This window comes from Nonomuraea sp. NPDC049625, from assembly GCF_040675285.1.
GTDB lineage: Bacteria > Actinomycetota > Actinomycetes > Streptosporangiales > Streptosporangiaceae > Nonomuraea > Nonomuraea angiospora_A.
Map to the genome: position 1 here is coordinate 66,352 of NZ_JBFAOQ010000029.1, position 20,299 is coordinate 86,650.

General features: G+C 68.8%; 11 protein-coding genes. 4 read left to right on the forward strand and 7 right to left on the reverse strand.

Features of this window, described 5'->3' with window-relative positions; translation table 11 throughout:
- Positions 1–20 precede the first annotated feature (20 nt).
- Complete coding sequence (locus tag AB0J87_RS59800; RefSeq protein ID WP_363984277.1) at positions 21–1,355, reverse strand: PHB depolymerase family esterase; 1,335 nt, start codon at positions 1,353–1,355, stop codon at positions 21–23.
- A 1,333-nt stretch (positions 1,356–2,688) separates the two neighbouring features.
- On the opposite strand from AB0J87_RS59800, the gene AB0J87_RS59805 reads away from it, so the two are divergent.
- The 4 genes from AB0J87_RS59805 (at position 2,689) to AB0J87_RS59820 (ending at position 10,153) form a co-directional block, all read left to right on the forward strand.
- Positions 2,689–5,415: a beta-L-arabinofuranosidase domain-containing protein gene (locus AB0J87_RS59805; RefSeq protein WP_363984279.1), complete on the forward strand. Its 2,727-nt coding sequence runs from the start codon at positions 2,689–2,691 to the stop codon at positions 5,413–5,415.
- On the forward strand, positions 5,412–7,433 hold the full coding sequence (locus AB0J87_RS59810; RefSeq protein WP_363984281.1) for a family 43 glycosylhydrolase: 2,022 nt from the start codon (positions 5,412–5,414) through the stop codon (positions 7,431–7,433). Before AB0J87_RS59805 ends, AB0J87_RS59810 begins: the two co-directional genes overlap by 4 nt.
- Before the next feature lie 105 nt (positions 7,434–7,538).
- Positions 7,539–8,960 carry a non-reducing end alpha-L-arabinofuranosidase family hydrolase gene (locus AB0J87_RS59815; RefSeq protein ID WP_363984283.1) on the forward strand — a complete coding sequence of 474 codons (1,422 nt, stop codon included), beginning with the start codon at positions 7,539–7,541 and terminating at the stop codon, positions 8,958–8,960.
- A gap of 170 nt (positions 8,961–9,130) precedes the next feature.
- Entirely contained in the window at positions 9,131–10,153 is a 1,023-nt protein-coding gene (locus AB0J87_RS59820; RefSeq protein ID WP_363984285.1) for a LacI family DNA-binding transcriptional regulator, read from the forward strand.
- A gap of 125 nt (positions 10,154–10,278) precedes the next feature.
- Here AB0J87_RS59820 and AB0J87_RS59825 read toward each other — a convergent pair whose 3' ends face one another.
- From AB0J87_RS59825 to AB0J87_RS59850, 6 genes are all read right to left on the reverse strand, one after another.
- Positions 10,279–11,325: a LacI family DNA-binding transcriptional regulator gene (locus tag AB0J87_RS59825; protein ID WP_363984287.1), complete on the reverse strand. Its 1,047-nt coding sequence runs from the start codon at positions 11,323–11,325 to the stop codon at positions 10,279–10,281.
- Positions 11,326–11,971: 646 nt separating this feature from the next.
- On the reverse strand, positions 11,972–13,663 hold the full coding sequence (locus AB0J87_RS59830) for a cellulase family glycosylhydrolase (RefSeq protein ID WP_363984289.1): 1,692 nt from the start codon (positions 13,661–13,663) through the stop codon (positions 11,972–11,974).
- A gap of 90 nt (positions 13,664–13,753) precedes the next feature.
- Complete coding sequence (locus AB0J87_RS59835; protein ID WP_363984291.1) at positions 13,754–15,199, reverse strand: glycoside hydrolase family 43 protein; 1,446 nt, start codon at positions 15,197–15,199, stop codon at positions 13,754–13,756.
- A 14-nt stretch (positions 15,200–15,213) separates the two neighbouring features.
- Entirely contained in the window at positions 15,214–17,229 is a 2,016-nt protein-coding gene (locus AB0J87_RS59840) for an alpha-galactosidase (protein ID WP_363984293.1), read from the reverse strand.
- Entirely contained in the window at positions 17,226–19,157 is a 1,932-nt protein-coding gene (locus AB0J87_RS59845; RefSeq protein ID WP_363984328.1) for a beta-galactosidase, read from the reverse strand. The genes AB0J87_RS59840 and AB0J87_RS59845 overlap by 4 nt, the downstream gene beginning before the upstream one ends.
- Before the next feature lie 106 nt (positions 19,158–19,263).
- Positions 19,264–20,298 (reverse strand): LacI family DNA-binding transcriptional regulator, encoded by a 1,035-nt coding sequence (locus AB0J87_RS59850; RefSeq protein ID WP_363984295.1) that lies wholly within the window; start codon positions 20,296–20,298, stop codon positions 19,264–19,266.
- Between the last annotated feature and the right edge of the window lies 1 nt (position 20,299).

A 20,299-nucleotide genomic window follows, 5' to 3' on the forward strand; every position in this document is an offset into this window, starting at 1 on the left:
GGATTGCGGACCGCGGTGCGTCAGGTACGGGTCCAGCGCTGGTTGACGCCGCCGTGGCAGGTGTAGAGCTGGAGCCGGGTGCCGTTCGCGGTGCCCTGCCCCACGGCGTCCAGGCACAGCCCGGACTGCACGCCGGTGATGGAGCCGTCGGAGTTCACGCGCCACTTCTGGTTGTCTCCGCCCCAGCAGGAGTAGATCTGGATCCTGGCACCGTTGCCGGTCCCGGCCGCGTCGAGGCACTTGTTGCCATAGACCCTGATCTCGCCGGCCGACGTGGCGGTCCATTTCTGGTTGTCCCGACCGTTGCAGTCCCACAACTGCACCGCGGTGCCATCCGCGGTGGCGGCGTTCGGAACGTCCAGGCAACGTCCGGAACCCACTCCCCTGATCGGCCCGGTGCCGTCACCGGGCACGGTGGGCGTCGACGTCGGAGTGGACGAGCCGCCGTCCAGCCCGAAGAAGCGGATGGCGTAGGCGGCCATCCCGGCGTGCGGCAGATCGTGGCCGGCGCCGGTGATGGTGTACGCCTCGACCTGCCCGGAGCCGAAGACTCGCCGAGTCCATCCGGATTGCGGGCTGTCAGTGGAAGCCGGAGTCTGGGTCAGTCCGTGCACGTTGGTCCACTGGTCGACCTCTTCCTGCAGCATCGTGTACGGCAGCACGGAGTCGGCGGTGCCGTGCCAGGCCATCACGCGCGGCCGGGGCCCGGTGTAGCCGGGGTAGGCGTTCCTGACCAGGTCGCCCCACTGCTGCGGCGTCTTGTCCCCGCATCCGGCGGGCCCGAGGCAGCCGTAAGGAACTCCGGAGAACGGCGCGCCGGCCTTGAACACGTCCGGATACGTGGCGAGCAGGTTGTTGGTCTCCATCGCGCCGGAGGAGAACCCGCTGGCGAACACCCGCTCCGGGTCACCGTTGTAGCGCTGCAGCACGTAGGCCGTCATGGAGACGATCGACACCGGGTCACTGCCGCCACCGTGGCGCAGGGCCTCGTTCGACCACACGTCGAAGCAGTTCGACATGCCGTTGGCGCTCTTGTTCGCCTGCGGGTAGATGACGATGAAACCGTACCGGTCGGCGAGCGAGGCGAACTCGGTGCCCTGGTGGAAGCCCGGGGCCCAGCCGTTGCAGCCGTGCATCGCCACCAGCACGCCGGGCCGGGAGGCCACTCTGTCGGGGACGTAGAGGTACATCCGCAGACCGCCGGGGTTGGCTCCGAAGTTCGTCACTTCGGTCAGGGCCGCCGCCGACGCTCGCGGCGCAACGGTGAGGAACATGGACAGTGCGGCGGCCACGACAGCGATCAGAGCCGCCACGCCGGCTCCGATGGTGGCGTACGCCTTAGGACGCGGTTTCATTCGCTGCCCTTCTCTTCAACTATGGGGCTGCCGTCTTGGCGGAGACACGTCGGACGGCCCCTACTTCCGAGTCGCCGACGCTCGCGAGCCGACTGCGCCGATACGGGACGGGGAGCGGCCACGGAGCGTCCGGCGGCCTGGTGTGTGGTGCCTGCGCGGATCTCGCTCGACTGCGGTCGTCAGCGCCCGCTCGGCCAATCCCAGTTGTTAGCGCTAACAAGCAGCTTGCTCGTCGAACTCCTCCTCGGAGGGCCGGTGGGAGGTGGTGGCCTCACGGAGCAAATACGAGACAGAAAGGTAATGTCAAGAGCACCCGAGCCGGCAGCGGATCAAAGGAGACGGAGGCCGAGCGCGCTCACCTGGCGTTTCCCGGGCAAGGCCGCAGTCGATCGACGAGGGCGTCGCCATGAAACTTTCATCTGAGGTCCCGCACGGCCAGTCGGGCCGAAAATTTCAGGTCCACCTGATCGACAGTAGTGCCACTACAAGGGGCATAAGCATCGGACGGCGTCGCCGAAAATTTTCACCGTTCCATTGCCAGGTTTCGGTGAGATTCCCACACTGAGTTCCCGAGGGCGATTTCCCTGTCAGATCGGTGGTGCGCGACAGGGGGCGCTGTAACGACGCCCTTGTGGTGCGGAGCCACGCTCTGCGCGGCAGCCGCGCAGAGCGGCCGTTACTTCGGCACCGCCATCGCCGCGGGCAGCACCGAGAACTGCGGGTTCCCGGTGTTCGCGAACCGCTCAGGGACGAAACTTAACTAAGATCAATTAGGCTGCCGGCCGCGCCGGTAGCGCAGCCACAGGCCGGCAGCATGTTGCCGATGAGCGGCGACCTGAGCGCAGCACCAGGCCCAAGGCTCATCCACGCCTCGACTCCAGGTCAGCAACTTAATTCGCGAGCTGCCGCAAGTTACCCTATTGCCAACGCGTAACTTCTGTGAAACTTTCACATGCACGAGCAGTGCGGCGCGATCTCCCTGGAGGCAAAACTCCAGGCGGGAAGGCATTCCGACGGCAACGCCCAGGTCGGCGAGGGCGCCCCTCGTTGACGCCGGGCCTGACCGTCGGATGTACTCCGCGACAACGCGCTCAACGGAGTAGGCCAAGGATCGACTGTTAGCGCTAACAGGTTGCCCTCTGCGATTCGGTAACGGAGGCCTGGATGTCCCCTCTCGTCCCCCACGACGACACAGGAGCCATGACGGCTACGGTTCGCTCACCAGCGATGTGTTAGCGCTAACACATCGCCAAGAACGGCCTTCGAGGGCCTGACCTGGTGAACACGTGACCGGCGGACGCCGGTCACCGCCCCCCACCTCCAAGGAGCCCCCATGTCCTTGAGCCGTCGCCGGCTCTTACAGGCCGCGGGCGCGACCGTCGCGTTCTCGGCCGCCGGCCAGGTAATCGGCACGTCCTCCGCTCTGGCCGCACTCCCCTGGGCCAGATCCGACATCGGCGTCTCGGCCTACGAGTTCGACCTCGGCCAGGTCCGGCTGACCACCGGCCGGTGGCTGGACAACCAGAACCGCACCCTGAGCTACCTGCGCTTCGTCGATGTCGACCGGCTGCTGTACGTCTTCCGGGCCAACCATCGCCTGTCCACCAACGGCGCGGCGGCCAACGGCGGCTGGGACGCGCCCAGCTTCCCGTTCCGGTCCCACATGCAGGGCCATTTCCTGACGGCGTGGGCGCAGGCCTACGCGGTGCTCGGCGACACCACCTGCCGGGACAAGGCCAACCACATGGTGGCGGAGCTGGCCAAATGCCAGGCCAACAACGGCGCCGCCGGATTCACCAGCGGCTACCTGTCCGGTTTTCCCGAGTCGGACATCACGGCCGTGGAGAACCGCACCCTGACCAACGGCAACGTGCCGTACTACTGCATCCACAAGACCCTGGCCGGGCTGCTGGACGCGTGGCGGCTGATCGGCAACACCCAGGCCCGGACCGTGCTGCTGGCCCTGGCCGCGTGGGTGGACACCCGCACGTCGCGGCTCAGCTCGAGCCAGATGCAGGCCATGCTCGGCACCGAGTTCGGCGGCATGAACGCCGTGCTGACGGACGTGTACCAGATGACCGGCGACTCCCGCTGGCTGACCACGGCCCAGCGGTTCGACCACGCGGCCGTGTTCAACCCGCTGGCCGCCGGCCAGGACCAGCTCAACGGGTTGCACGCCAACACGCAGGTGCCCAAGTGGATCGGGGCGGCCCGCGAGTACAAGGCCACGGGCACGACCCGCTACCGCGACATCGCCGCCAACGCCTGGTCCATCACCGTCGGCGCGCACACGTACGCGAACGGCTCCAACAGCCAGGCCGAGCACTTCCGCGCCCCCAACGCGATCGCCGCCCACCTGACCAGAGACACCGGCGAGGCGTGCAACACCTACAACATGCTCAAGCTCACCCGGGAGCTGTGGCTGCTGTCGCCGACCCGGGCCGACTACTTCGACTACTACGAGAACGCCCTGCTCAACCACCTGATCGGGCAGCAGAACCCGGCTGACGCGCGCGGGCACGTCACCTACTTCACCCCGCTCAACCCGGGCGGACGCCGGGGCGTCGGCCCGGCCTGGGGCGGCGGCACCTGGAGCACGGACTACAACTCCTTCTGGTGCTGTCAGGGCACCGGCATCGAGACCAACACCAAGCTGATGGACTCGATCTACTTCCACAACGGCACCACGCTGTTCGTGAACCTGTTCGCGCCCTCCACGCTCAACTGGAGCCAGCGCGGCATCACGGTCACCCAGACGACTTCCTACCCGGTCGACGACACCACGTCGCTGCAGGTCACCGGCAACGTGAGCGGATCGTGGGCGATGCGCATCCGCATCCCGGCCTGGACCCAGGGCGCGACGATCAGCGTCAACGGAGTCCAGCAGACGATCGCCACCACGCCAGGCACCTACGCCGACCTCACCCGCTCGTGGACGTCGGGCGACACCGTGACCGTGCGGCTGCCCATGCGGGTGGTCACGAAGGCCGCCAACGACAACCCCGGCGTGCAAGCCGTCACCTACGGACCGGTCGTGTTGTCGGGCAACTACGGCAACACCAGCCTTTCGTCGGCCCCGGCCCTGACGTCCTCATCGATCACCCGGACCAGCACCTCGTCCCTGGCCTTCACGGCCACGGCCAACGGGGCGTCGGTGCGGCTGGGGCCGTTCTACGACGCCCATGACCACAACTACGTCGTCTACTGGAACACCGGTGGTCAGGGCGGCACCGGCGCGGCGAGCTTCCGGCTGCTCAACGCGGCCAGCGGGCTGGCCCTCGGCATCCAGAACATGTCCACCGCCGACGGCGGCCCGGCCCTCCAGTGGACCGACAACGGCACCGCCGACCACGACTGGGTCCCGGTCGTCGACGGTGACGGCCTGCGGTTCCGCAACGTGCACAGTGGCAAGGTGCTCGGCGTCGAGAACATGTCGACCGCCGACAATGCCCGGGTGCTCCAGTGGGGTGACACCGGCACGGCCGACCACCGCTGGACGATCAGCGACGTCGGCGACGGCTCCGTCAAGATCCGTAATGTCCACAGCTCCAAGCTGCTCGGCATCCAGAACGGCTCGACCGCCAACGGGGCCCCGGTGGTCCAGGACTCCAACAACGGCAGCGCGGACAACCAGTGGCGGTTCGTGCCGAACGGTGCGCGGCGTATCCAGAACGTGGGCACCGGGATGGTGCTCGGCGTCACCGGCATGTCCACGGCCGACGGCGCGCTCGTCGTCCAGTGGGGCGACACCGGCACCGCCGACCACCTGTGGACGGCGATCGTCGACACCGGCGGCTACCTGCGGCTGCGCAACTCCAACAGCCAGAAGGTGCTGGGTGTGGAGAACGGCGGCACCGCCTCCGGCTCGCGCGTCACGCAGTGGGCCGACAGCGGCACCGACGACCACCGCTGGCGGCTGCGCTACGGGTCGGGTGCCGCCTTCCGCGTCCAGTGCGCCAACGGCGGCCGGGTCCTCGGGCTCGGTGGGACGTCCCAGGGCTCGCAGGTCGTGCTCGCCGACGACAACGGCTCGAACAACAACCTCTGGAGGTTCCTGTGAGGCGCGTGCTCGCGGTGCTCTCGTCCCTGCTTCTCGTGGGCGTGCTCCTCACGCCCACGGCGTCGGCCGCCACGGTCGACACCAACGCGTGGTACGTCCTGGTCAACCGCAACAGCGGCAAGGCCCTGGACGTCTACAACGCATCCACCGCCGACGGCGGCCGGATCACGCAGTGGACCCGTAACAACCAGAACCAGCAGCAATGGCAGTTCGTCGACTCCGGCGGCGGCTACTACCGCCTCAAGTCCCGTAACAGCGGCAAGGTCCTGGACGTCAGCAACTCCTCCACCGCCAACGGCGGCGCGATCGTCCAGTGGGCCGACCACAACGGCACCAACCAGCAGTGGCGCCTGGCCGACTCGGCGGGCGGCTACGTACGCCTGATCAACCGCAACAGCGCCAAGGCCCTGGAGGTCCAGAACGCCTCCACCGCCGACAACGCCAACATCGTCCAGTACGACGACTGGGGCGGCGACAACCAGCAGTGGCAACTCGTCCCGATCGGCAGCGACCCGAACCCGGGCGGCGACTACACCAACCCGGTCGTCTGGCAGGACTTCGCCGACGGCGACATCATCCGGGTCGGCGACGCCTACTACTACTCGGCCTCGACGATGCACTACTCGCCGGGCGCGCCGATCCTGCGCTCCTACAACCTGGTCGACTGGGAGTACGCCGGACATTCGGTCCCGAGGCTCGACTTCAACTCCGGCGCCTACGACCTCAACGGCGGCCGGGCGTACGTGAAGGGCATCTGGGCCTCGACCCTGAACTACCGGCCCAGCAACAGCACCTACTACTGGATCGGCTGCGTCGAGTTCAACCGGACCTACGTCTACACCGCCTCAGCCGTCGACGGCACGTGGACCAAGCGCTCGCAGATCAACAACTGCTACTACGACGCCGGCCTGCTGATCGACACCAACGACACCATGTACGTCGCCTACGGCAACAGCACCATCAGCGTGGCCCAGCTCTCGGCCGACGGGCTCAGCCAGGTGCGCTCCCAGCAGGTGTTCCAGACCCCGAGCAACGTCGGCACCCTGGAGGGCTCCCGCTTCTACAAGCGCAACGGCTACTACTACATCTGGCTGACCCGCCCCGCCAACGGCCAGTACGTGCTCCGCTCCACGTCGCCATGGGGCCCGTACGAGATGCGCCAGGTCCTGCTCAACATGCCCGGGCCCATCTCCGGCGGCGGCGTGCCCCACCAGGGCGGGCTCGTCCAGACCCAGAACGGCGCCTGGTACTACATGTCGTTCGTCGACGCCTACCCCGGCGGCCGGGTCCCGGCGCTCGCGCCGATCACCTGGACCGACGACTGGCCGACCATCCAGACCGTCAACGGCGGTTGGGGCGTCAACTACCCGAAGCCGGACATCCAGACCAGCCGGACCGTGGCCTCCATGATCGGCCCCGACACCTTCACGTCAGGCAGCCTCGGCCACCGCTGGGAGTGGAACCACAACCCTGACACCAGCCGCTTCTCCACCGGCAACGGCCTGCGCCTGCAGACCGCGACGGTCACCAACGACCTCTACAACGCCCGGAATACTTTGACCCACCGCATCCAGGGCCCGTCGTCCACGGCGACGATCGAGCTCGACTACTCGCAGCTGGCCAACGGCGACCGCGCCGGGCTGGCGATGCTGCGCGACCAGTCGGCCTGGATCGGCGTCAAACGCGACAACGGCGTCAACCGGGTCGTGATGACCAACGGGCTGACCATGAACAGCTCCTGGCAGACCACCGGCACCGGCACCGAGGCGGCCGGCGCCAACATCTCAGGCGGCCGGATCTGGTTGCGGGTCAACGCTGACATCAGGCCCGGCTCCGGCAGGCAGGCCCGCTTCTCCTACAGCACCGACGGCAGCAACTTCGTCAGCCTCGGCCCGGCCTTCACCCTGAACAACGCCTGGCAGTTCTTCATGGGCTACCGCTTCGGGATCTTCAACTACGCCACCCAGTCCCTCGGCGGCGCGGTCACCGTACGCCGCTTCGACCTCACCACCCCCTGACGCACACGTCGACACGGGAAGGCACCAACCAGCAATGGCAACTCGCCTAAGTCGGATAAATCGGAGCGCATCATGAAATTTAGATCCCTATCCGTTCTCGCGACGGTGGTCACCTTACTGGCGAGCCTGTTCGTCGCCCTTCAGACTCAGTCCGCCAACGCGGCCACCGTCGACACCAACGCCTGGTACGTCCTGGTCAACCGCAACAGCGGCAAGGCCCTGGACGTCTACAACCTCTCGACCGCCGACGGCGGCCGCATCACCCAGTGGACCCGTAACAACCAGAACCAGCAGCAATGGCAGTTCGTCGACTCCGGCGGCGGCTACTACCGCATCAAGTCCCGCCACTCCGGCAAGGTGCTCGACGTCTACAACTTCTCCACCGCCAACGGCGGCGCGATCGTGCAATGGGCCGACGGCAACGGCACCAACCAGCAGTGGCGACTGGCCGACAGCTCGGACGGCTATGTCAGGTTCATCTCGCGCCACAGCAACAAGGCCCTGGAGGTCCAGGGCGCCTCCACCGCCGACGGCGCCAACATCGTCCAGTACGACGACTGGGGCGGCAACAACCAGCAGTGGCAGCTCGTCCGGGTGGACGGCGGCGGCAACCCCGGTCAGTGCGATCTTCCGTCGACATACCGCTGGACATCGACCGGCGCGCTGGCGAACCCGAAGTCGGGGTGGGTCTCGCTCAAGGACTTCACCGTCGCCCCCTACAACGGCAGGCACCTCGTCTACGCCACGACGCACGACACGGGAACGAGCTGGGGTTCGATGAACTTCGGCCTCTTCACCAACTGGTCCGACATGGCCTCGGCCAGCCAGAACACGATGTCCTCCTCCACAGTGGCGCCCACGCTCTTCTACTTCGCCCCGAAGAACGTCTGGGTGCTCGCCTACCAGTGGGGCGGGACCGCCTTCTCCTACCGGACCTCCAGCGACCCCACCAATCCGAACGGCTGGTCATCGCAGCAGGTGCTCTTCTCCGGAAGCATCTCCGGCTCCGGAACAGGCCCCATCGACCAGACCCTCATCGGTGACAGCACCAACATGTACCTGTTCTTCGCCGGGGACAACGGCAAGATCTACCGGGCCGGCATGCCCATCGGGAACTTCCCGGGCAGTTTCGGCTCGACCTCGACGGTGATCATGAGCGACACGACGAACAACCTGTTCGAGGCCGTTCAGGTCTACAAGCTCCAAGGCCAGAACAAATACCTCATGCTCGTCGAAGCGATCGGCTCGCAGGGCCGCTACTTCCGCTCGTTCACCGCCACCAGTCTGAACGGCTCGTGGACACCCCAGGCCGCCACCGAGAGCAACCCCTTCGCAGGCAAGGCCAACAGCGGCGCCACCTGGACCAACGACATCAGCCACGGCGAGCTGATCCGCGCCGGCGCCGATCAGACCATGACCGTCGATCCCTGCAACCTGCAGCTGCTCTACCAGGGACGCAACCCCAACTCCGGCGGCGACTACGGCCTCCTGCCCTACCGGCCCGGTCTGCTGACGCTGCAACGCTGATGACGTGACAGGGTCCGGCTCGGAGCCGGCGTGGCAGGGCCGCCCTGCTCGCGCCCGTCCGCGAGACGGCCCTCCGGCTCGGAACACCGTTTCGGGGCGGCCCGGCGATCCGGGTCGCCCCTCCGTCAGCGGCTGCCCGTTTCCCCGCACTCCGTGACTAAACTGCCGCCATGCCCACGGAGCCGTCTCCTCTCACCCTCGCTCAGCTCGCCGAGCTGGCCGGAGTTTCCACCGCGACGGTCTCCAAGGTCGTGAACGGCCGTTCCGAGGTGTCGTCCGAAACCCGCGCCGCCGTGGAGGAGCTCATCCGCCGGCACGGCTACCGCCGCCAGCGCCGCCGCTCCATGCCGACGGCCCTGGTGGAGCTCGTCTTCCACGCTCTGGAGGGCGACTATCCCGTCGAGATCACCAAAGGCGTGGCGGAGGTCGCCCGTCAGCACGACCTCCTGGTGGGGATATCGGACCTGCACCGTGACCACGCCGCCGGAGACGCCTGGCTGGAGAGCGTGCTGCGGCGCCGCCCGAGCGGCGTGATCGCGGTGTTCTCCGGCCTGACCGAGACCCAGCACGAACAACTCGCCCGCCGCGAGATCCCGCTGGTCCTGCTGGATCCGGCCGACACTCCCGCGCGGAACATCCCATCGGTCGGCGCCGGCAACTGGAACGGCGGGCTCACGGCCACCCACCACCTCCTGGAGCTCGGGCATCGCCGTATCGCCATCATCACGGGGCCCGACTCCGCGCTGTCCAGCCGGGCCCGTCTCGACGGCTACCGCACCGCCCTCGACATGGCCGGCGTGCCCGTCGACCCGGAGCTGATCGGCCGGGGGGACTTCTTCATCGAGGGCGGTCTGGCCCAAGCGCACCGCATGCTGCGCCTGCCCGACCGGCCAACCGCGATCTTCGCCACGAACGACGGCCAGGCCATCGGCGTCTACCACGCGGCCCATCGGCTCGGCCTGCGCATCCCGGATGATCTCAGCGTGATCGGCTTCGATGACATGCCGTCCGTGCGGTGGGCCGTTCCACCGCTGACCACCATCCGCCAGCCCCTCACCGAGATGGCCGCCGCGGCAACCTCGATGCTGCTGACACTGGCCCAAGGCGAGCAACTGCCGCAGAGCCGCGTCGAGCTGGCCACCGAACTCGTCGTACGCGAGAGCACCGGACCTCCCATGCTCCCGCCCGCCTGAGCCGAAGCGCGGCATCCAAGGGTCAACGGGCCGAGTTCGCCAGCAGGCGCCCCGAGGGCTTCCCCTCGCCGAGCAGGTCGCCCCCGGACGTGGACGCCTTGGTGGATCTGCTCCACCGAAACAGCTCAGTCCCTCGGTGGTGCTGTGCTCTCACGGACCGTGAGAGTTGTCGCGAGCTCCAGCCCCGCTTGGGGGACCGACTCCCCGCGGCCGATGGCCAGCGCCAGTTCGGTGGCGGCGACCGCCATCTCGCTCAGCGGCTGGTGGACCGTGGTCAGAGGCGGATCGACCCAGGCCACGACCGGAACATCGTCGAAGCCCACCACGCTCAGGTCCCCGGGGATGGACAGCCCGAGCTCGCGAGCGGCTTGGTAGACGCCGAGCGCCTGCATGTCGTTCGCGGTGAAGATCGCGGTCGGCCGGTCAGGCCTGGACAGGAGCTCGCGCGCCGCGGCGCAGCCGTCATCGCGGGTGAGAAGGGTCCTGACCAGGAGTTCGGGATCCGCGGGCACGTCGGCTTCAGCCAGCGCGGAGAGGTAGCCGGCCACTCTGGCGCGGCAGAAGGCATGATCCGGGCCGCTGATCATGGCGATGCGGCGGTGCCCCAGTTCGAGCAGGTGCCGGGTCGCCGTCTGGCCACCCCTCCAGTTGGTGGCGCCCACGAAGGGGACGCCGTCCGGCAACTCCTCGATCGGGTCGAAGACGACGAACGGGATGCCTTTCGCCTTCAACTTGTCACGCTCGGACGGCGAGAGCTGGGCCACTGACAAGACGCAGCTAGGCCGCCGGCCGACCGTGTCGTCGATGGACATCGTAGGCGTGCCGTGGAGGCCGAACTCCGAAACCATGACCCCGACGCGGGTCTTTCGCGCCACCTGCTCCACACCGCGGATGATCTCCACGGCCCACATGTGCTCAAGCTCGCGGAACACGAGCTCCACGACATTGCTCCGGCTGGCCGAGGGCCTGCGGTATCCGTGCCGGTTGATCAGCTCTTCGACACGGGCACGGGTCTGCTCCGAGACTCCCGACCGTCCGTTGAGCACTTTCGACACGGTGGGGATCGAGACGCCCGCGGACTCGGCGATGTACGCGATGGTGACCGACGCCGGTCCGTCACCACGCGGGCTCTGCTCGTCGGCCGCCGGTTCGCCCGATCGGTTGTCCGTCACGTGCACCCTTCCTCATCAGCGGCGGGTCCGCCACGGCTTGTCCCCGGCCATTCTCGCACCGGGTGCCAGGGCGGCCGGACCGTAGGCGATGCGTCCTGCCCACGCGGGGCGGCAGGCCACGAATCATCACCTACACCAAGGAAACTATAGAGCAAGTCCGACGAAAACTTTCCTGCTGCCAGGACTCCGTCACTGATGGCAAACGGTGGTTTCGCCTCGCGCCCCATGCGGGCGAACCTCGCAGCGGCCGGCATGCAGAGCCAGGGCATGGCTGTCATCGCTGGTACGGCAGGGCTTTCCGCACGAGATGTTCGATAGTACGGTTTCGCGAGAAACTTTCGCGCTACGCTGAAAAAGGCATGCCCCTTCGCTATTTCGAAGACTTCTCACCCGGCTACGGCAAGCCGGCACCGCGCCGTCCTCGCAGACCGGTGGGCTTCGAGGGGGTGGACTCGTGCGCGGGGGGACGTGTTCGTACAGGCCGACTATGACGTCTCCAGCGTGGGCGACCGGCACCTCGCGGCGGTCCGGTACCAGACCGACCTGGTCCCCGAGCGCCGACTTTGCCTTCATCCTGTCGACGACGTCCTGAACAAAGAGCCACCGCCCCGCGTATGCGCGGGGCGGTGGCGTCAGATCAGAGGAGTCACGACGCGGTGCCGGTGACCGTGTCGCCGGACCTGGTCACCTGGTAGGTGACCTTGGCGCCACTCCAGAAGTGGAAGGTGAGCGTCAGCGGGGCGCCCTCGCGCATGACGCCGAGGAAGTCCTTGAGGAGGCGGATGGAGTTGCCGGCGTAGTCGGGAGAGAAGGTCCTGCCGTACTCCTTGTAGGACGTCCACTCGTGGGGAGCGGCGTTGGTGCCGTCGGCGTACTTGGCCTCCATCGTGGCCACCCGGTCACCCCGGAACTGGGCCGGGACGGTCAGGGACTCGGTGGTGCCGGCCGCGCCCGACAACACCGGCGTCTCGTAACTGATCACGTTGATCTGCCACGGGATGCCCTGGGAGAACCGGGCCTGGATCGTCGCGTTGACGCCGTGGGCGCGATCGCCCGCCAGCCGGGTGAGGGCGGCCGCCGTGAGCGTGAGCTTGTCGCCGGACACCGTGTAGTCCCGGCCCGGGGCGAGCCTGGCATCGCCATGCCAGAGTCCACGGAACGAGGTCCCGTTCAGGTTCAGGGTGAGCGACTGGGCCCCGATCGCACTCGACTTCGGCACGTAGATCGAATCAGCGGAAGCCGTGCCCGAACGCGTGGTCCAGCTCGACTTGATCTGGGCGAACAGCTCGGGGTCCTTCCACTGCTGGGTCTCCCGGTTGAGGTGCTGGCCGTTGTCCCACCACATCGTGGTCAGCTTCTTGATCCGCGCCTGGTAGCCCAGCAGTTCGAAGAACTTCAGCTTCTCACCCCGCTGGACGGCGTTCACGTCCACGTCGAAGCTGAGCAGGCCGTACTCACCGAGGATCGCCGGGATGCCGCGGGAGATGAACGTCTGGGCCGTCCTGTCGTAGTAGCCGATGAGTTCCTGCTGGGACTCTTCGTTGAAGGTGGTGACCCCGGCGATGTTCACGCTGAACGGCCAGTAGCCGTAGTGGTGGATGGTCACGGCCAGGTTCTTGTCGTTCAGCGAGGTGATCTCACCGTACAGAGCGTCCAGGAGGTTCTGGGTCGCGTTGGTGTGGAGGGTCGGCAGCACCAGGATGCGGTCGGCGTTCTGGCCGCCGGAGGCGCGGACGATGCCGTGGAAGGAGCGGTTGAGCTCGGCCAGGAGCTTGGTCGCCTCCCCCTCGGTGGTGTTGTCGAACTGGGGTTCGTTGACGCTCTCGAAGAGCACCTTGCGCGGCGCGTCCCGGAACGCGGCGGCGATCTGGGTCCAGGAGTCGTTGAAGCGGGCGACCACCTGGTCGCGGTCGGTGGCCATCTTGGCGATCCACTGCCACGAGTCGTGGTGGATGTTGATCAGGACATAGAGGTCGGAGGCGAGCGCCAGGTCGACGACCTCCTTGACCCGGTTCATCCACTTCACGTCGATGGTGTACGGCGCGGTGGCGGACTGGTGGTCGGTCCAGGTGACGGGGATGCGGACGCTGCGGAAGCCCTGGGCACGGATGGTTTCGAACAGAGCCTTGGTGGCCCGCGGGTTACCCCATGAGGTCTCGTCGGGGATCGCGTCCAGCGTGTTGCCCAGGTTCCAGCCGGGCTGCATCGCCGCCACGACATCCATCGCGCTGCGGACGCCCTTGTCGGTCGAGGCCGCGGTGGGACTGCTGGCCAGCCCCAGTACGGTGATCAGCGCGATGAGAAGGCTCGCCGCGCGCGAGAGGGGGGTTCTCCTCATTTCTTCCCTTCCATGAGTCGCCACAGCGCCTGCTGCGCCGTGGAGTGGATGCGGTGCGTGAGGATCAGGCGGCCGGCGCCGGCGGAGAGTTCATGGCGTGACCTCGTAGTCGAACCAGTCGAAGTGGACGGTGCCGGTCGCGGCGTACATGCCGATCACCCGGCCGGTGAAGCCGCCCGCCACCTCGGTGGACAGGAAGCGGCCGTCGAGGGAGGCGAGCACGGTGGAGCCCTCGACGCTGAACGAGAGCGTGTCGGGCGCCGAGCGCGGATCACCGGGAGACCGCGGGTCGCCGGCCTGGACCGCGAGCACCAGCGGACCGGCGGGGACGGCCTGTTCCGCGACCACGCTCCGTACCGAGCCGATGCGGGCGATGACCTGGACCCGGCCGTCGCCCGCCTCGATCTCGTAGTGGTGGTGCTCGTCGAGCCGGACCGCCAGGCCGCCGCGCCCCTGCGCGGAGTCGATCAGGGTCCTGGCCCGCCACCTCAGGTGCTGCGCGCGGCGGCCGAGGAAGGTCACGTCGTGCTCGTCCAGGGAGGCGCCGGCGGCGCGGAGCGTCAGCGATCCGGCCCGCTCCTTGGTGGTGTACAGGTCCGCCGGGCGGCTCCGCATCGAGATCCAGCAAGCCTGAAGCTCAGCCAGGTCGAAGTCGTCCATGAACGATCCGGACGGCGAGCCGGAGACGATCCCGCCGACGACCGGCCAGCCCTCCTCCCAGGTCACCGGGGCGAGGAAGGTTTCACGGCCGAGGACATGCCAGCCGGGGGTGCCTCCGCCGGGCCGAACGCCGAGAAAGGCCATCCACCAGGAGCCGTCGGGAGCCTGGACGAGATCCGCGTGGCCGGTGTTCTGGACCGGATGGCCGGTGCTGCGGTGCGTCAGGATCGGGTTGGCCGGGCACGGCTCGAACGGCCCGTCGGGCGCGGGCCCGCGGGCGATCGACACGCCGTGGCCCCGCTCGGTGCCGCCCTCGGCGATGAGCAGGTACCAGTAGTCACCGATCCGGTAGAGATGCGGCGCCTCCGGGGCGGCGGCGCCCGGCGTGCCTGACCAGAGCTTGTGCGGCTCCCCGAACGTCTCTCCCGTCCGCGGGTCGATACGCACCTGCACGATCCCGGCGACCGTACACCAGCAGGTGCCGTCGTCGTCCCAGGCCAGATCGGGGTCGATGCCGGGGACGCCGGGCAGCCGGATCGGGTCGGACCACGGCCCGGCCGGGTCGGTGGCGGTGAACAGCATGTTGCCGCCGCCATCGGCCACGACGGTGACGATCAGCCAGAACCGGCCGTCGTGGTGCCGGAGCGTGGGCGCGTAGACCCCGGCCGACGAGAGGGTGCCGGAGGACAGGCGCAACTGGCTCGGCCGCTCCAGCGCGTTGCCGATCTGCGTCCAGCGCACGAGGTCGCGGCTGTGGAAGACGGGCACGCCGGGGAAGTATTCGAAGCTGGAGCAGACGAGGTAGTAGTCGTCGCCGACGCGGCAGATGCTGGGGTCGGGATGGAATCCGGCGATAACCGGATGAGGGTTGGACACGCCGCGTGGTCCTTTCATCGGAGGCGGAGCAACGCTGCGGACGGAGCGGTGGGCAGGGTCACGGTGAGCTGCCGACCCGCTCTGATCGCGGTCTTGCCGCCGGCGGGATAGAGCAGTTCTGCTCGGTTCGGGTACGGCAGGCGGAGGGTTTCCTCGCCGCCGCGTCGCCAGAGGGTGAGATAGGTGGCGGTCGGGGCGTGCAGGGCCAGCACGATCCACGGGTCGTCCCAGGCCGGCAGGCCGAGCGGCCAGGCGGGTACGGCCTGCGGCAGGTCGGCCCGGAGGTCCTTGTAGACGGTCACGGCCTCGTGGACGAGGTCGCGGGCTTCGGGGCTGAGTTCCGTGATCAGGCCGGACAGGTGGATCCGGCCGAGCAGCGCGCCGACCATGGTGAACGCCACCTCGTCCGGGGAGTCCCCAGGCTGCGGATAGGCCCAGACGGCGCCCTGCTCGGGCGGGACGGCGGTGGGGGCCGAGGCCGCGATGGGCGCGTAGAGCTGGAGGTTCTGCTGGTCGCTGGTGGACTGCAGTTGGAGCCGGGAGAGCAGGGCGTGGTCGGAGCGCATGCCGCCGGAGGCGCAGTTCTCCAGCACCAGGCGCGGGTGGCGGTCCAGGATGCCGTCGAGCCAGTCGAGCTGGGCGCGGTTGTGGCCGAGCAGCCCGGCGGCGGGGGCCTCGCCGTCATGGCTGCTCGTTCCGGAGCCGGGGTCGATGTTGTGGTCCAGCTTGAGGTAGCCGATGCCCCACTCGCTGACCAGGCGGTCCACCACCCGGTCGAGGTGGCCGCGGGCCGCCGGGTGGCGCAGGTCCAGGTGGTGCCGGAGGTTCTCGGTGACACGGACGCCGTCGCGGCGGAAGAACGCCTCGTCGGGCAGGGACTTCGCCAGAGGGCTGCGGACGCCGATCACCTCAGGTTCCAGCCACAGGCCGGGGGTCATGCCGCTTGCCCTGATGCGATCCAGGACCTCGTGGATGCCCCGCTCGCCTGGGAAGCGCGAGGCGGACGGCTCCCACGCCCCGACCGAGCCCCACCAGTCCTCGTCGGCGTCGGCGTACCAGCCGGCGTCGATGACGAAGTACTCCGCCCCGGCTTCCGCCGCCGCGTCGATGAGGGGAAGCAGTTTCTCCGTCGTGGGATCGCCCATCAGGCAGTTCATGTAGTCGTTGAAGATGACGGGCAGCCACTGGTGGTCCGGATGCGGGCGGCGGATGGCCCGGCGATATCGGGTCAGCGCGGCGAAGGCTCCGTCGTGGTCGCCCACGGCGAGCGCGACGGGCACGGAGCGGAACTCTTCGCCGGGCGCCAGCGGGTGACGCCAGCCGTGGTGGGCGTCGCTGGGACCGGACAGCGCCACATAGGCGGTGCCTTCGCGCTCCCCGCACTCCCAGCGCCAGCCACCGCCGTTGTGCTCGATCTGCCACAGCCACGTGCGGCCGGTCTCGCGGTCGGCCAGGCCGCCCATCGGGAGGTTGCCGCAGCTCGACCAGACCCCCTGCCCGGCCAGGGTGAAGCAGCACTTGCCGTTGCCGTACCTGACCCGGCCGCTGAGCCGGGGGGAGGTGACACGCAGCGGCCGGCGCTGCCACCTGTACTCGGCGAGCCAGTCGTTGTCGGCCCACAGCACGTCGGCGCTGTCCACGTCGGCGGTGAGCCCGCCGACCGTCAGGGAGGTGACCGACTCCAGCAGCAGCGTCTCCTCGCCCTCGTTGCGGAGGATCACCTCACTGCGGAGCACGGGCAGGCCCTCCGGCGACCGGTAGATCACCTCCGCGGCGAGCCCCGTTTGCGGGTCGTGAAGTTCGACGGTGAGCTCGTCCGCGGTGGCGTGGTGTCGCCGGTAGCGCATCCGCGCGCCGATGGTGGTGTCGACGAGCCGGTGGGTCGACCAATGGCGGCCGTGCCCGGTCGCGGTCACCTCGACCAGCGGGAGCGCCGCCTGGTACGGCTCGCCGCCGGGCGGGCCGAGGTAGGCCAGGCGAGCGTCGTCACTGATCTCGAGTCGTAGGGCGTCATGGCCCCAGGTGATCATCGGTTCTTCCTCAGAACGACGCAGCCGCCTGGCGGCAGCTCGCTCACGGGAGCGCCGGTCAGCAGATCGTGGGCGCTTTCGGGGAGGCTGATGGTTGTGGCGGTGTGGTTGAGGAGGAACTGCCAGCTGCGACCGTCCGTGGCATGCCGGGTGACGGATTCGACGCCGGGCGGCTCCGCGCCGACCCCGAGGATCCGGGTGATCAGGGCGGCGTAACCGGGGTCGTCGAGCCGCGTCGACAGGTACCAGCCCTCGCCCTGACCGAACCGGTGCCGGGTGAGGGCGGGTTGCCCGGTGAGCATGCCGTGGGTGTAGGTGAGGACCGTTTCGGCGCCCTCGGTGCGCAGCAGTTCGCTCCAGACCGTGGCTCGGGTGCCGTCCGACAGGACGATGTGCTCGCCTCGCCGCAGCGGACGGTGCTCCTCGACACGGATGCCCAGCGCCTCGCGCAGCGGCGTCGCGGGGTAGCCGCCGAGGCGGGCGTGAAGGTACTCGTCGACGGAGCCGGTGAAGTGCTGGACGAGCAGCGTCCCGCCGCCGGAGACGTAGCGGCGCAGGTTCGCCGCCCCGGCGCCGGAGAGCAGGAAAAGGGCCGGAGCGACGATGAATCGGTACCGGCTCAGGTCGTGCTCGGGGTGGGCGAAGTCGACCGTGACTCCGGCCTCCCACAGCGCGCGGTGGGCGCGGCGCAGGCTGCCGTGATAGTCGAGGTCCGCCGAGGGCAGGCCGTCGACCTCCAGCGCCCACCAGGCGTCCGCGTCGTGCAGCACGGCCACCTGCGCGGTGACCGTCGAACCCTCGACCTCGCCGAGCCGCTCGACGGCCTCGCCCACCGCCTGGACCTCGCGGAAGATCCGGCTGTCGGCTCCCGCGTGCGGAACCATCGCCGAGTGCCACTGCTCGGCCCCGGCGCGGGACTGCCGCCACTGGAAGAACAGGGCGCCCTCCGAGCCACGGGCGATGTGGCCGATCGTGTGGCGCAGGATCTCGCCGGGCTCCTTGCCGAGGATCCGGTCGCCGTCGTAGACGGTGTTGGTGCCCTGCTCCATCAGCAGCCAGGGGCGCCCGCCAGCGAAGGAGCGGGCGCGGTCGGCGGCGAAGGCGGTGTCCGCGGCGGCGGCCAGGCCCGGCGCGTCCGGGTAGTGGTCGATGGCGATCACGTCCACCTCGCGGCCCAGGGCCCACAGGTCCACGTTCTGGTAGCCGGGAAGCATCATGTTGGTCGTCACCGGCCGGTCGCTGTGCTCGCGAATCGCGTCGCGCTGCTCCCGGAAGGCCACCAGCACCAGGTCGGACCAGAACCGCCGGAAGTCCAGGTGCTGGCCCGGGTTCTGGTGCCAGTTGGTGGCACGCGGCGGCAGCACCTGCTCCCAGGAGCCGTACCGCTGACTCCAGAACGCCGTCCCCCACGCCTCGTTGAGAGCCTCAAGCGACCCGTGACGGTCACGCAACCAGTCGCGGAACGCGGCGGCGGTGTGGTCGCACCAGCAGAGCGTGACGTACTCGTTGTGCACGTGCCACATCACGACCGCCGGATGCTCGCCGTACCGCTCCGCGAGTGCTTTTGCGATGTTTCGCGCAGCAGTGCGGTAGGCCGGGGAGGCCAGGCAATAGGTGTCCCGGCTGCCGTGAATGTGCCGGGCGCCGTCTCGTGTGACGGGCATGGCGTCGGGATGGGCCAGGGTGAACCACGGTGGCGGGGAGGCCGTGGGAGTCGCCAAGTCCACCGAGACGCCGTTGGCGTGGAGCCGGTCGAGGTGTGCGTCGAGCCAGGCGAAGTCGTAGCGGCCCTCTTCCGGCTCCAGCAGCGCCCAGGAGAAGACGCCGACCGTCGCCAGGTTGACCCTGGCGCGGCGCATCAGCGCGTCGTCTTCCTTCCAGACCGCTTCGTCCCACTGCTCGGGGTTGTAGTCGCCGCCGAAGAACATCACGCTTCCTCCGCCCTGATCGGGAGCCGCGCTCCGTCGCGCAGGAAAGCGTCCTCGATGTGCCAGGCCTCGGGGTCGCGAAAATGGGGGGACATATGGAGTGCTCCTAGATGAGGCTGTGCCGGGGGGCCGGGCCGGTGCTCTCGCGGATGGTCAAGGTGGGGGCGAGCAGCACCAGTTCGTCGGTGGGCTGCTCGCCACGCATAGACGCGGTGATCCGTGACATGACCTGCTCGACGGCGATCCGGCCGAGCTCCTTCGCGGGGCCGGTTACCGCTGTGAGGGCGGGCGCGTACCGTTCGGGCAGATGTTCGGGGCACAGGGCGATCACCGACGCGTCCTCGGGAACCGTCCGCCCGCCGGCGCGCAGGAGGTCGAGCAGCGGCCCGATGGCTCCCTCGTTCTGCACCACGAAGCCGGTGGTATCGGGCCTGTCCGACAGGATCCGTCCGAGCGCACCGGCCGTGCTCTCATAGGTGCCCTCGCATGGACGGTGCAGGAAGCGCAGACCGCGCTCCTCCGCACGCGCGCGGAACCCCGCCAGGGTGCGCTCGGCGTATCCTGCGTGCCGCCGGTAGATGCCGGAGCCGTAGCCGATGAAGGCGATGTCGCGGTGGCCCTGGTCGGCCAGATGATCCGCACACAGCGCGCCGGCGGCGGAGAAGTCGTGGTCGACGCAGGACAGCCCTCGGGGATCGTCGGGCAGGCCGATGAGCGCCGCCTGGGTACGCAGGTCCCCCAGCGTCGGGATGCGCTTGTCGTCCAGCTCGACGTCCATGAGGATGACGCCGTCGGCCAGGCCGCTGGCGGCGAGGCGGCGGATACCGCCGGGGCCCTCGTCATTGGTGATCAGCAGGACGTCGTAACTGTGCTTGCGGGCGGCCACGGTGACCGAGGTGGCGATCTCCATCATGATCGGCACGTACACGTCGCTGCGGAGCGGCACTGCCAGAGCGAGGATGTGCGAGCGCTTGCCCGCCAGCGCCCGGGCGCCCGCGTTCGGGTGGTATCCGAGCTCGATCACGCACCGCTCGACGCGCCGCCGGGTCTCGGCGGAGACGCGGCGCTTGCCGCTGAGCGTATAGCTGACCGTGCTCGGGGAGACGCCCGCCGCCTTGGCCACATCGGCGATGGTCACCATC

Excerpts from the sequence above, each read along its gene's own strand:
- AB0J87_RS59840 (WP_363984293.1), bottom strand. The coding sequence starts at position 17,229 with ATGATCACCTGGGGCCATGACGCCCTACGACTCGAGATCAGTGACGAC.
- AB0J87_RS59820 (WP_363984285.1), top strand. The coding sequence starts at position 9,131 with ATGCCCACGGAGCCGTCTCCTCTCACCCTCGCTCAGCTCGCCGAGCTG.
- AB0J87_RS59800 (WP_363984277.1), bottom strand. The coding sequence starts at position 1,355 with ATGAAACCGCGTCCTAAGGCGTACGCCACCATCGGAGCCGGCGTGGCG.
- AB0J87_RS59830 (WP_363984289.1), bottom strand. The coding sequence starts at position 13,663 with ATGAGGAGAACCCCCCTCTCGCGCGCGGCGAGCCTTCTCATCGCGCTG.
- AB0J87_RS59845 (WP_363984328.1), bottom strand. The coding sequence starts at position 19,157 with ATGTTCTTCGGCGGCGACTACAACCCCGAGCAGTGGGACGAAGCGGTC.
- AB0J87_RS59850 (WP_363984295.1), bottom strand. The coding sequence starts at position 20,298 with ATGGTGACCATCGCCGATGTGGCCAAGGCGGCGGGCGTCTCCCCGAGC.
- AB0J87_RS59805 (WP_363984279.1), top strand. The coding sequence starts at position 2,689 with ATGTCCTTGAGCCGTCGCCGGCTCTTACAGGCCGCGGGCGCGACCGTC.